Source organism: Dokdonella sp. (assembly GCF_035703485.1).
Taxonomy (GTDB): domain Bacteria; phylum Pseudomonadota; class Gammaproteobacteria; order Xanthomonadales; family Rhodanobacteraceae; genus Dokdonella.
Genome location: NZ_DASSYD010000207.1, coordinates 40,222 through 52,860, shown reverse-complemented (window position 1 = coordinate 52,860; position 12,639 = coordinate 40,222). Strand labels below are relative to the sequence as shown.

Annotated in this window: 10 protein-coding genes; 4 read left to right on the top strand and 6 right to left on the bottom strand. The window is 58.1% G+C overall.

What is annotated here, in order from left to right; all coding sequences use genetic code 11:
- Positions 1-19: 19 nt before the first annotated feature.
- Positions 20-769, bottom strand: a complete 750-nt coding sequence (locus VFN25_RS16140; RefSeq protein ID WP_325143753.1) for a pteridine reductase — start codon at positions 767-769, stop codon at positions 20-22.
- Between the two features lie 61 nt (positions 770-830).
- Between VFN25_RS16140 and VFN25_RS16135 the strand changes: the two genes are divergently transcribed.
- Positions 831-2,021, top strand: coding sequence for a class I SAM-dependent methyltransferase (locus VFN25_RS16135; protein WP_325143751.1), 1,191 nt, complete (start codon positions 831-833; stop codon positions 2,019-2,021).
- 22 nt (positions 2,022-2,043) lie between these two features.
- Here VFN25_RS16135 and VFN25_RS16130 read toward each other — a convergent pair whose 3' ends face one another.
- Complete coding sequence (locus VFN25_RS16130; protein WP_325143749.1) at positions 2,044-2,601, bottom strand: DUF3016 domain-containing protein; 558 nt, start codon at positions 2,599-2,601, stop codon at positions 2,044-2,046.
- Positions 2,602-2,716: 115 nt separating this feature from the next.
- The gene (gene pepQ, locus VFN25_RS16125) at positions 2,717-4,057 is read right to left on the bottom strand and encodes a Xaa-Pro dipeptidase (RefSeq protein WP_325143747.1); all 1,341 of its coding nucleotides are present in this window, start codon (positions 4,055-4,057) and stop codon (positions 2,717-2,719) included.
- 450 nt (positions 4,058-4,507) lie between these two features.
- On the opposite strand from pepQ, the gene thiC reads away from it, so the two are divergent.
- Positions 4,508-6,379, top strand: coding sequence for a phosphomethylpyrimidine synthase ThiC (gene thiC, locus VFN25_RS16120; protein ID WP_325143745.1), 1,872 nt, complete (start codon positions 4,508-4,510; stop codon positions 6,377-6,379).
- A gap of 456 nt (positions 6,380-6,835) precedes the next feature.
- Here the strand turns inward: thiC and VFN25_RS16115 are convergent, their stop codons facing one another.
- Positions 6,836-7,756, bottom strand: coding sequence for a hypothetical protein (locus VFN25_RS16115; RefSeq protein WP_325143743.1), 921 nt, complete (start codon positions 7,754-7,756; stop codon positions 6,836-6,838).
- A gap of 504 nt (positions 7,757-8,260) precedes the next feature.
- Between VFN25_RS16115 and VFN25_RS16110 the strand changes: the two genes are divergently transcribed.
- Positions 8,261-10,153, top strand: a complete 1,893-nt coding sequence (locus VFN25_RS16110; RefSeq protein ID WP_325143740.1) for a sulfotransferase — start codon at positions 8,261-8,263, stop codon at positions 10,151-10,153.
- A gap of 130 nt (positions 10,154-10,283) precedes the next feature.
- Positions 10,284-10,877 carry a ferritin-like domain-containing protein gene (locus VFN25_RS16105; RefSeq protein WP_325143738.1) on the top strand — a complete coding sequence of 198 codons (594 nt, stop codon included), beginning with the start codon at positions 10,284-10,286 and terminating at the stop codon, positions 10,875-10,877.
- Between the two features lie 308 nt (positions 10,878-11,185).
- On the opposite strand, the gene VFN25_RS16100 is transcribed toward VFN25_RS16105, so the two are convergent.
- Entirely contained in the window at positions 11,186-11,881 is a 696-nt protein-coding gene (locus VFN25_RS16100) for a hypothetical protein (protein ID WP_325143736.1), read from the bottom strand.
- Entirely contained in the window at positions 11,878-12,543 is a 666-nt protein-coding gene (locus VFN25_RS16095) for an aspartyl/asparaginyl beta-hydroxylase domain-containing protein (RefSeq protein WP_325143734.1), read from the bottom strand. The genes VFN25_RS16100 and VFN25_RS16095 overlap by 4 nt, the downstream gene beginning before the upstream one ends.
- Positions 12,544-12,639: the final 96 nt, after the last annotated feature.

The following is a 12,639-nucleotide window of genomic DNA, read 5'->3' as shown; positions in this document are numbered from 1 at the left end:
GCGGCGCTCGATGTTTTTCTCAGATCGCCAGTGAGCGTCCGCCATCGACGCGGATAATCTGTCCGGTGACGAATTGCGCATCACGGATCAGCCACAGCGCCGCGTCGGCCACATCGGCGGCGGTGCCGGCGCGCTTGAGCGGTGTGCGCGCGATGATTTCGTCCTTGTCGGCATAGGATTTGTCGGCTTCCGGCCACATCACCGCCCCCGGTGCAATGCCGTTGATGCGTACCTCCGGACCGAGCTCGTGGGCGAGGGCGCGGGTCATGGCGACCTGCGCCGCCTTGGCCATGCAGTAGATCGAGTAGCCGGGCAAGGGACGTTCGGCGTAGATGTCGAGCAGGTTGACGACGGCTCCGACGCGATCGCGCAGATGTTCCGCAGCCGCCTGGGTCAGAAAGTACGGAGCTTGCGCGTTCGATGCGAACAGTTCATTCCATCGTGCGGTCGTTGCGCTGCTGAGCGGGGTCGGAAAAAACGCCGATGCATTGTTGACCAGGCCATCAAGGCGTCCAAAGCGGCTGATCGTGGCGCTGACCAGATCGGGCAGGCCATCAATATCGGCCAGGTCGGCCTGCAAGGCGAGCGTACTCGAAAGACGAAGCTGCTCGAGCTCATCGATCAAGGTGTCGAGTTCGACACGCGAGTTCCGGCAATGCAGTGCGAGGTCGTAGCCTGCGCCGTGCAGGGTGCGCGCAATCATTGCACCGACGCGCCGCGCGGCACCGGTAATCAGCACTACGGGTCGGGGATTCGGTAAATCCGTCATTGGTGTTCTCTGTTGACGTCGGTATCCTGCCCAGAGTGCCGCAAGACGACGCAACGAACCAGTGAAGCCCTCCCTGCCGCCCCCGACTGCCCAGGAACTCGCCCATTCCGCACAACTGGTTGCGCTGCTGCGTGCCGAAATGGCGGCACAGGGGCCGATGCCGTTTTCGCGCTTCATGGAACGATGCCTGTACGCACCAGGGCTCGGCTACTACAGTGCCGGCCGGATCAAATTCGGTGCCGCCGGCGATTTCGTCACTGCGCCCGAACTCGGTTCGCTGTTTGCACAGTGCATCGCCGATGCCTTGATTCCTTGCCTGCGCGAACTCGGACCTGAGGCCGATTTCTGCGAACTCGGTGGTGGCAGTGGTGCGTTCGCCGAAGTGGCCATGCTGGCGTTTGTCGAGGCGGGAGTCTTGCCTCGACGCTACCGCATTCTGGAGCCGAGCGCCGATCTGCGCGAGCGTCAACAAGAGCGTCTGCGCGAGGCATTGTCCACCGAACTCTTTGCAAGGTTGCAGTGGCTGGATCGACCGCCAGAAGAAAGCTGGAGCGGTGTCCTGTTTGCCAACGAAGTGATCGATGCGCTACCCGCCACACGCTTCACGATTCGCGATGGTGAAGTGTTCGAGGAGCATGTCAGCGTCGATGAATCAGGTCGGTTCGTGATCTGTGATCGTCCCGCCGATACGCTTGTTGCCGGCGCCGTCAGGCATGTCGAACGGGATCTTGGCCGTGAGTTCGACGAAGGCTACCGATCCGAGATCCTGGCGCAGTTGCCCTACTGGATGCAGGCCGTGCTCGGCAGTCTGGGCTCGGGTATCGCAATGTTTGTCGACTATGGCTATCCGCGTGCCGAGTTCTATCGCGCCGAGCGCAACGATGGCACCCTTGTTTGTCACTATCGGCATCGTGCCCATGCCGATGCACTGGCTTGGCCTGGCTTGCAGGACATCACCGCATTCGTTGATTTCACGGCCCTGGCCGAAGCGGGCAACCACGCCGGTTTCGAGCTTGTCGGCTATGCTGCTCAGGCGCAGTTGCTGATTGCCTGCGGATTGGCGCAGCGATTCGAGCGAGCGCGTATCGACGCCGATGAAGCGACCGCTTACGGGCTCGCCCAGCAGGTCAAACGATTGACCTTGCCGGGCGAAATGGGAGAGAAATTTCAGGCCATGATTCTGGCCAGAAACATCCCGCCGGCGGCATTACCCGCCGGACTTGCCAGCATCAGTCTGGCGCGACGTCTTTAGCCGCTTGTCCGGATAACGCGGATCAGGAACCTGACCGCTTGCCAAACTCCCTGTTGAGCCAGTCCTTGAGCAAGCGTGTTTCGAACCGGTAAGGGGTGTTGTGGTTGGCTGTTCCGCGATCGAGAAACGCCACATCGCGCAGGTTGCGTTCACCACTGTCGATGACTTGGCCCTGAGAGTCAGTCAGTTTGAAGTTCAGGCTGACTTCCGGCGGGTAGATCGACTTGACGACGCGTACACCGCTGGCGTTGCCAAGGGTTCCCGGCTCGATGCGGCCGGCCAGTTTCACATTGGTGATAACTACATCCAGATGCTGGCCGGGTTGCAACAGCTTGTCGCCGCGTTTGACCAGGGTTTTCTGGAACTCCGTGAGCCAGACTTCCGGTTCCGGTTGGCGAAACTGGTTGCCGAATTGCATTTCGGTGAATTTTGCCGGATCGGTCCAGCTCACACTGACCTGATCGCTGTTGTAATCCTTGTTGGCGACATCCGCAGCGAAGGCCGGAATCGAGATGCAGGACACCAGAGCCCCGATCAGGAGTCCACGGAGCAGGCGCCGAATGGATGTGGATCTGTTCATTTCATTCTCCAATCAAGGGTGCCAACGGATGGCACCATGCAGAACCAAGGACGACGCAAGGCATGGTTTGGTCGCACGAGTGCTATTGCGTGGTTGAATCCATTCAGCTTGGCTTTCAAGCATCAGCGAGCTGGGCAAAGGCATCACGGGTCAGGTTTTCCGGTCCTGCCCCGGTGCAAGCCACATCATCCTCGATGCGGATCCCGCCATAGTGACGGAATGCATCGATGCGATCCCAGGCGATGTCCTTGCCTTGCGGCTTGTCCTTCAGTGGGGCCAGCAACATGTCGATGAAATAGAGCCCGGGTTCGATCGTGACCACGGCATCAGGCTCGATGTTGCGCGTCATGCGCAGGAAGGGATGGCCTGGCGGGCGATCGATGGTGCGCCCGGAGTCGTCGGCGGCGAAGCCTGCAACATCGTGAACCTGCAGGCCAATCGAGTGACCGAGTCCGTGCGGAAAGAATGCCGACGAAACGCCGGATTCGACCGCACTTTCAGCGCTCATGCGGATGAAACCGAAGTTCTTCAGCACGTTGGCGAGCTGGTGGTGGGCTTCCACGTGCAGGGCACCGTAGTCCTTGCCGGCAACCACTGCGGCACACAGGTTCTTCTGCACCGCATCGACAGCATCGATCATCGACTGGAACTCGCTGTCGGAATCGGCGGCATAGGTGCGCGTGATGTCGCTGGCATAGCCGTGGAAGCTGGCACCGGCATCGATCAGGAATGAATGGAAGTGTGCCGGCGGAACATGCTGGACCTGCATGTAGTGGAGCACCGCCGCGTGTTCATTGAGCGCAATGATGTTGTTGTAGGGAAGATCGTTGTCACCCTGACGGGCGGCCGTCAGATAGGCCATGTGGATATCGAATTCAGAGACGCCGCTGCGGAACGCGCGTTCTGCGGCGCGGTGGGCGCGGGTGCCAATCTTGTTGGCCACGCGCATCATGGCCAACTCATAGGCGGTCTTGATGAAGCGCTGATAGTGCAGGTAGTTGACCACGCCCTGCGGGTTGTTCGGAACAAACTCCCGCAGCGCGGCGTTGTCCTCGCCGAGAATTGCGCAGCGCGAGACATCCGTCGGCAGTTCGGCAAAGGCGTCATCCTCTTCACGGATGATGACGATATCGAAATGCTCGACCCAATAGCCGGCCGGTGCATCGGGTACCACGTGCCAGTAGTCGGCAGGCTGCAGATAGATCAGCTTCGGCCGGCGCCCGGGCGTGTAGACAATCCAAGAACCCGGCGCACGGGTTACCGGCAACCAGTGCTTGAAATGTGGATTGACATGAAACGGATAGTGCATGTCATCGAGGAACTGCAATCGCGCCACGCCTGCCGGAATGACCAGATGATCAAAGCGGCTGCGATCGAGCGCGGCATCGCTGCGTTGCTTGAGGGTATCGAGATGGGCGGCGTACAACGGGTGCAAATCGGGTTGCTGGATATCCATGGCAGTTCCTTGAGACAAGCCACCATTGTGCCATCTGAGCACCCTCGCCTTGAACCAGGTGGCGTCTGGCTGGCTTGGCTGCAATGAACATGATTCAATGCGGGATTGAAGCGGGGGTGCCGATGCAGATCGGCTGAGAGAGACCCTTGGAACCTGATCGGTAGGAGTCTGGGCGACAGAATCTTTGCATAGCGGGATTGGGAGTTCGCCATAGGCAGAGTCGATCGGAGGGCGCGCATAGTGGTTCTATGCAAGCTCGACGAGCGGCGCTGCCTATGGATGAGAGCACAATCGCAGCCCGAAGATTTCTGCCGCCCAGACTCCTGGCACCGGTGTAGGGAGCTTTGTCAGACAGGTGAAATCAATCGCCCGTCGACGTCCGCTTTTCTGGTTGCCCATGCCTTTGCAGTTTTGCTGCAAGGTCGAACTCACAGAAAGCAGGATGATCCGATGAATGCCGTAGCGAACCCGTTGTTGATTGAAGCCGCCGAATTGTCCGAATCCGTGGTGCGTCCGATTCCCGGTTCGCGCAAGATCCATATCGAAGGCAGTCGCGCCGATATCCGCGTGCCGATGCGCGAGGTCGTGCTCGACGACACGCCAAGCAGCACCGGGGTCGAGAAGAACGCGCCGTTCGCGATCTACGACACCTCGGGTCCGTACACCGATCCGGACTACCGCGTGGATCTGGTAGCGGGTTTGCCGGCCCTGCGCGCGGCCTGGATCGAGGCGCGCGGCGACAGCGAGGCGCTGGCGGATTTCTCCTCTCCGTTCACACGCAAGCACGCGGGCGCGCACCAGCTCGATCACGTGCGCTTCCCGAACGTGCCAAAGCCGCGTCGGGCCAAGGCCGGGAAGAACATCACCCAGATGCACTACGCGCGCCAGGGCATCATCACGCCGGAGATGGAATACATCGCGATTCGCGAGAACCAGAATCTCGAGCGTATCCGCGAGCAGCACTTGCTGGCCCAGCATCCCGGCGAATCTTTCGGCGCGTCACTGCCGCGCCTGATCACACCGGAGTTCGTCCGTGACGAAGTCGCTCGTGGCCGCGCGATCATCCCCAACAACATCAACCATCCCGAGTCCGAGCCGATGATCATCGGGCGCAATTTCCTCGTGAAGATCAACGCCAATATCGGCAACTCGGCGCTGTCGAGTTCGATCGCCGAGGAAGTCGAGAAGATGGTCTGGTCGATCCGCTGGGGTGGCGACACGGTCATGGATCTGTCCACTGGCAAGCACATCCACGAGACGCGCGAGTGGATCATCCGCAATTCGCCGGTGCCGATCGGCACGGTGCCGATCTACCAGGCGCTGGAAAAAGTTGGCGGCATCGCCGAAGACCTGACCTGGGAGCTCTATCGCGACACACTGATCGAGCAGGCCGAGCAGGGCGTCGACTACTTCACCATCCACGCCGGCGTGCGTTTGCCCTTCATCCACCTGACTGCCAAGCGCGTCACCGGCATCGTCTCGCGTGGCGGTTCGATCATGGCCAAGTGGTGTCTATCCCATCACAAGGAAAGTTTCCTCTACGAGCGCTTCGAGGAAATCTGCGAAATCATGAAGGCCTATGACGTCAGCTTCTCGCTCGGCGACGGTCTGCGCCCGGGCTCGATCGCCGATGCCAACGACGCCGCCCAGTTCGCCGAACTCGATACCCTTGGCGAGCTGACCCAGATCGCCTGGAAGCACGATGTGCAGACCATGATCGAAGGCCCCGGCCATGTGCCGATGCACCTGATCAAGGAAAACATGGAGCGCCAGCTGGAGAAGTGTGGCGAAGCGCCGTTCTACACGCTCGGGCCATTGACCACCGACATCGCACCGGGCTACGACCACATCACCTCGGCGATCGGCGCGGCAATGATTGGCTGGTACGGCACCGCGATGCTCTGCTACGTGACGCCGAAAGAACACCTCGGCTTGCCCAACAAGCAGGACGTGCGCGACGGCATCGTCACCTACAAGATCGCCGCCCACGCGGCCGATCTGGCCAAGGGCCACCCGGCCGCGCAGGCTCGCGACAATGCACTCAGCAAGGCGCGCTTCGAATTCCGCTGGGCCGACCAGTTCAACCTTGGCCTCGATCCCGAGAAGGCCCAGGAATTCCACGACGAAACCCTGCCCAAAGACGCGCACAAGACCGCCCATTTCTGTTCGATGTGCGGGCCGAAGTTCTGCTCGATGAAAATCACCCAGGATGTCCGCGACTACGCTGCCAAACTCGGTACCGACGAGAAAGCCGCGCTGGAAGCTGGCATGGCCGAGAAAGCCGCCGAATTTCGGGCAACCGGGGGTGACGTGTACCAGTAGACAATCGCGGTCTACCAGCGGAAATTCGTGGTGAAACCTCAGAGTCTGATTCGAGATTTGAGGGCCGCTACGATAGAGCGGAATCCGCTTGGCGGATTCCGCTAACCAAGGCTAGAAGAAGACGAAGATCGATACTAGTTTAGTTGCCGTCACAGGAAACATCGAGAATGATTTGTCCAAGAGGTCCGTGAGTAAGATTCGCGATACTCGTGACGGGGGAGGAATTTACAGTATACGAAAGTAGGAGTGACCGCCCATTGTTAATATCTTTACATAATTGCAGGGTGTCTCCAATGGCGGCACTATTGCTGCTCGCCAGTAGTACTGCTGCTTGCTGAACTGAAGCGCTCGAATAGTTGAACGGTGTGCAAGACTGACACTGGGTGCCGAAGCTTGATGCGCTACACACGCCTGAAACGGCTATTCCGAACAATGTAACGGCGATGAGGCGAAAGTTCATGAGTTATCTCCAGAAAGTAAACGATTAGCCAGAAACTGTGCGTCTAACTGCTGCTCAGCCGTCAGACGTGTCCCGAAGTCCCTTACCAATGCCGAATGGAATGCTTCCCACTCGGAAGGAAGGAATGTGGCTCTCTGGCTTTCGAGCCACGCGAGTTGATACCCATACGCGCGCAGGAAGTCTCGCGGAACAATCTTTCCTTCCATATACGCGTCGCCCAATGCCCAATAGGCGTCTGGAAACCCATCACTCGCGGCCTGATTCAAGTGGGCAAGTGCTTCATCGTTGTACTCGGCCAGTCTCCTTGAGTATCGCGAGTCAAAGCTTGGAACGCCAGGGTCCAACGTATAATATTGAACTTTAAGAGAATCGTCCCCTAGATCAATGCCGGCTTTCACAATTTCCCAATCCGCGGCGATCTGCTCGCCAGAGAATGGTGAGCATGCGGCCGAGATCGCCGCAATGGAGCGCAAGGCTATTTCGTCATTCCGCGAGCTCGCGGAAATGCGCAAATCGTTGAGTTCCTTGGGAGAGTAAGATCCCTTACACGTTGCCAAGCTTTGATGCAGTAGGCGTGCGGCAATGGGATCTCCGTCCTTCAGCCTTCGAAGAATGTCAGCAAAATGCGCTGCGACGAGCTTGGCATCTAGCGCCTCGCCATCTCCACTCTCGAATTGCTGCAGAAGGCCATCCACGATTTGATGGTTCGAGCGTTGGGCTGTCGGCATCCTCAAGTGATGGCTAGCCCTTGGGTTTATGGGAGTAAGTAACTCGCGTGAAGTTGCCGAACTAAAAAGTACATTGTTTGGCATTTTTGCAGGAACAACATCGCTTCCACGCATGTAATTCAAGCTGAAAATTGCGAGTAAAACTAGGGGTGCTATCAGTATCAATAGAAATGCTGAAGTACGTTTCATGATCATGACAAACCTTCAAGACAGATATTGTCGAATATGTTGACTTGCATCGTATGGGTATTAGAATAAAAAATGTGATCGAAATCACAACTATTAGTAGTATTGAAAAACATATACGATTGCTGTTTATGCTTAGAGATGAGGTGGAGGTTCGGCGTCGCATCCAATAACTTGATGTACTTGTCGCTTGAGTTGGTACACAAAAAGTCACAGCGGCTCAGAGTTCGAGTCTTCTTTTGAGTTGCGGTGCTCGATGGCTCAATCTTGGCTATTGCTGCGGCAAGGATGTCATTGCCGGCTTCAGTGTCTAGGCGAACTTGTTCGCGGAACCAGTAGCCACCCGGCAATCGGAAGAGCGGCGCGGGCGCAAATTGGCTACTGCCCTGCAACGTTTCAGCGCAACAGGAGCCAAATCAGCGAACAGTCGAGAAGATGTACTTAGGGAGCGTGGAAACAGACCCGACGTTTCTGGTTCCGCCTTGCCTAAAGTGCGATAATGGACCCATGAAACTTCAAGTTCCGTTCGTCCAATTGCCCCTGAGTTTTGATGCGCCGCGATTGCTTGCCGAGATCGAGAAGCTCGGTGAAAGCGTATGGCGGCCGCATCCGCAGGGTTATGCCGGCAACTCGGCTTTGCCCTTGATCGCGGTGAATGGCGATCCATCCAGTGATTCGATTTCCGGGCCAATGCGGCCAACGCCACATCTGGATGCCTGTCCTTACTTGCGCCAGGTGCTGGCCAGCCTTGGCGCTGTATGGGGGCGCAGTCGGCTGATGCGACTGTCGGGCCACGCCGAGGTTCCCCGACATGCGGACTTCGCCTACTACTGGCGTGAACGGGTACGCGTGCATGTGCCGATCCAGACCCAGCCAACGGTACGCTTCCAGTGCGGCGACGCCGAGGTCAATATGGCCGAGGGCGAGTGCTGGATCTTCGATACCTGGCGTGCGCATCGGGTCATCAATGCGAACCCTGCCCAACGCATTCATCTGGTTGCCGATACGGTTGGCAGCCAGCGTTTCTGGGAGCACACCAACCAGGGGCGCGTAGAAGGACACGCTGCTCCAGGATGGTCTCCGAAGCAGGTTTCATTTGATCCAGAAAAAGAGGTCGAAATAATCTACGAGTCGGAGAATCTAGGCGACGTAATTACGCCGTGGGAGCTTCGCGATACTCTCAACTTTCTGCTCTCCGAAGCGACTCACACTCCAAACATGGCTGTGATGCAGTCGCGCTGTGCACAATTCAATGGCGTCTGGCTCGGCTTGTGGGCGCGTTACGGCATCCGCGAAGAGGGTTGGCCTGAGTACCATGCAGTACTCAAGGAATTCGCGATAGAAATGCATGGATTGAGCGATGGATTGCTGCTCAAGAACAGCTTTCGCTTCTTCGCGGCGTTCCGCGCGATGATCTTCGAAGGGGCCTTGATCGGTCGTGTGAATCGCGAATTGGGGGCCAATGCCGACAAAGGGCCCGATGCTTTCGCGACTGCACCGGATCAGGCAAAGTCTCCGCCTTCGTCGAATGGCCCGCGCATCGAATCCTCCGAATCAGGTTCTGATGTTGACTCGCGCTTTGATCGACCGGTCATCATCCTTTCATCGCCTCGTTCCGGCTCGACTCTGCTTTTTGAAACCCTGCTACGTGCACCGGATCTCTACACCGTCGGTGGCGAAAGCCATGTTCAAATCGAAGGTATGAACGAGTTGCATCCTGTGGCTCGTGGATTCGCCTCGAACGCACTTGACGCAGCTGCCGCAACGCAGGACGTGGTCGCTCGACTACGTGGGCGTTTCGATACAGCGTTGCACGATCGAGAGGGTAAACGTCCACCAGCGGGACGCATTCGTCTGCTCGAAAAGACCCCGAGGAATGCATTGCGCATTCCATTTTTGCGCAAAGTTTTTCCGGAGGCGCATTTCGTCTATCTGTATCGCGATCCACGCGAAGTGCTTTCCAGCATGATCGAGGCCTGGAACTCGGGGAAATATCGCACCTATCCGAGACTTCCGGGCTGGACCGGCACGCCATGGTCATTGTTGCTGGTGCCGGGTTGGCGGGAGCTGATCGGCCGGCCGCTGCCCGAGATCGTCGCGCGGCAATGGGAGACAACAACCCGAACGTTGCTCGATGAGTTGGCCAACGTGCCCAGTGAGCGGATTCACACCGTTCGCTACGACCGCTTCCTGGCCGACCCACAATCTGAATGCAGGCGTTTGTGCAGTGAGCTGGGGCTCGGCTGGGATGTAGAACTCGGAGCCAACCTTCCACATTCGCAGCATACGGTTTCGGCACCCGCACCGGAGAAGTGGCGTCGTCACGAGCGAGAAATCGAGGCCGTACTGCCATTGATCGAGGCGACCAGAGCGCGTGCGGAGTTGGTGTTCAGCGGCTGAGGAAATCTCATTCAGCCGGGGATGCATGGGTTTCAGCACAATGGACTGGTGACTTCCCGCCGAGAACCGCAACGGAATGATTTCCGCCCGGATCGGCGATCCATCCGCAGCGATTCAAGGAGCAGTCCCCATGGCCATACGCAAACCCTTCGTCTCCGACATCAAGAATATCCGCAAGCGGGCCCGCGAACATATCGAGCGTGGCGCCGTCACCGCTGGCTACGACGCCGATCGCGAAACGGTCATTCGGGTTCTCAATGAGGCACTCGCGACCGAGATCGTTTGTGTTCTTCGGTACAAGTATCACTACTACATGGCATCGGGCATCAACGCGCAAAGCGTCGCTGCCGAGTTTCTCGCGCACGCCAACGAGGAGCAGAGCCACGCTGATCGCATTGCCGAGCGGATTACCCAGCTGGGTGGCGCGCCAAACCTTTCGCCAGAAGGCTTGCTCACACGCAGCCACTCCGATTACGTCGAAGGTGACGATCTGGTCGACATGATCAAGGAAAATCTCGTCGCCGAGCGCATCGCCATCGACAGCTATCGGGAAATCGTCGACTATCTGGGCAGCGCCGATACAACCACTCGGCGGCTCATGGAGGAGATTCTCGAAGTCGAGGAAGAGCATGCCGAAGACATGAGCAGCCTGCTTGAAGAGCTTGGTCGAAAAGGTGAGCCGGCGAAGCCGGAAAAGCGTCCAAAAGCAAAGGCCAAAAAATAGTGCGTCTTAAGCAACGCTGATCAAGTGGCCCAACCGTCATGGCATTCAGAAAGCGCACCGGCCGTGCTGCGTGGCGAAGTGAAGGCAGGTTGCCTTGACCAGACGCGCGGTGCGGTTGGTGGGTCTTCTGAGTGTCACCTGTTTCAACAAAACCAATCGGTTAGGCGACACCTGTCTGCGCGCAGCTCCTTGTTGCGCTGGCTTGAAGGACGGCCAGTCCATCTGCGTCAGCGCGCCGCGATCTGCACGCAGACAGGTGTCGTGACGATTGCGCCACTTGATCAGCGTTGCCTTGACCTGGCTCGACCTCAGTCTTCGAAACGATAGTCGAATTTTTCGACGACCGACTGGTCGCGTTCGGTAACGAGCGCGGCCATTTCCTTGTTGTAGTAATCGCGAAACGCATCATGGCGCGAGGTGTTTCGTGCTTCCGCCTGCTCGATGAATGTGCGCAGTGGCGGTGACAACGCACCCTCGATGCTGGCAAGAAAGCCAAGCAGGTCGGTGCGCAGATTTTCCACGCGACCCACGAGTGCCTCAGCTTCCCTTTCGCCGTACATGTAGCCGTAGAGATAGCTGTACAGACCTTTGCCACTGCCACGAATCGGTTCCAGCGCGAAGCCGGGCAGATTCAAGCCCTGGTTGCCGTAAGTCTTTGGCAGCAACGCAACGAGTTTGTCGAGCATGTCGTTGTCGCTGCCAAGGTCAAGCAGATTGCGCAGCGTCCCATGGAAATCCAGTGCCCGGTCTTTGCTGACAACGCGAAACAGTACATTCGGGTATGTCATCTGTGACTGGAACGCATACCAGGACACGTAGTAACTCCAGGGGCTGCGCACGAAACCGAGCAGCGGAAGGTGACCGAGATTGTCCGGAATCATGCTGCTCGGCAGGTGATATCCGAGCATTCTTGCGCCAGGAATGAAGCGCATCAGGCATTCGTTGACAAACGTGCCGCCCGACTTGTGCAGGTGCACATAGACGAGTTTGTCGGTGATGATCACAGCTTGCCAGCTTGCTGGGCCTGGTGCTGTGCTTCGATCAGGCGGGCCTTGATCGCAGGATTGGGCCTGCCAAGGCCTCGATCAGCGCGCGCAAGTATCTCCACCAGCTCCGCGCTGCTCAGAAAATCACAGATCATGTGCAAGCGCGCGCGGCTCGCATCAGCATTGATCACGCCGTGACCAATGCTGTTATTGAGTGCCCAGATCTCACCAGAATGCATCTGGTAGCTAAGCCCGGCACAGTTCATCCAGACATTTTCGTTGGTGGTGATCGGAAAGTGCAGGCGGATGGTCTTGCTGAAATACTCACCCTGATCAATATGCGGTGCGATGATTCCGCCCGCCGACAACTGGGCCAGCACGCAACGAAGCGCTGGCGCGGGAATTACCTCTTTGATCAACTCACGCAGATATGGAAGCTGCGCAAGTTCGTCGCGATCCTCGACAGGTAGATCACCCTGGGCCGGCGCATGACCACGCAGAAAGATCGCCTGGGCCGGGTCGTGAACGCCGACTCGACCGGCACGACTGCCCCAACTGGAATCCGGCAGTGCCGTGATCTCGGAAAGCGCACGCTCGGCATCGAAACCGAAATCAAGTCGCGCACAACCGCCAATCAGGGCGATCTTGTCGAGTAGTGGCTGGTCAGGAAGGGTCAACATCCGCAAGCGGCTCCGTTGTATGTGGCTGATGCATTCTATCGCGCCCAGTCTGCTTCCAGTATGCCGGTCATTATTCAGAGTGGTAGTGCCGCAAAT

What these genes read in the sequence shown, in the direction of transcription:
- thiC (WP_325143745.1), top strand. Translation starts at nt 4,508, where the DNA reads ATGAATGCCGTAGCGAACCCGTTGTTGATTGAAGCCGCCGAATTGTCC.
- VFN25_RS16115 (WP_325143743.1), bottom strand. Translation starts at nt 7,756, where the DNA reads ATGAAACGTACTTCAGCATTTCTATTGATACTGATAGCACCCCTAGTT.
- VFN25_RS16130 (WP_325143749.1), bottom strand. Translation starts at nt 2,601, where the DNA reads ATGAACAGATCCACATCCATTCGGCGCCTGCTCCGTGGACTCCTGATC.
- VFN25_RS16095 (WP_325143734.1), bottom strand. Translation starts at nt 12,543, where the DNA reads ATGTTGACCCTTCCTGACCAGCCACTACTCGACAAGATCGCCCTGATT.
- VFN25_RS16110 (WP_325143740.1), top strand. Translation starts at nt 8,261, where the DNA reads ATGAAACTTCAAGTTCCGTTCGTCCAATTGCCCCTGAGTTTTGATGCG.
- VFN25_RS16105 (WP_325143738.1), top strand. Translation starts at nt 10,284, where the DNA reads ATGGCCATACGCAAACCCTTCGTCTCCGACATCAAGAATATCCGCAAG.
- pepQ (WP_325143747.1), bottom strand. Translation starts at nt 4,057, where the DNA reads ATGGATATCCAGCAACCCGATTTGCACCCGTTGTACGCCGCCCATCTC.
- VFN25_RS16140 (WP_325143753.1), bottom strand. Translation starts at nt 769, where the DNA reads ATGACGGATTTACCGAATCCCCGACCCGTAGTGCTGATTACCGGTGCC.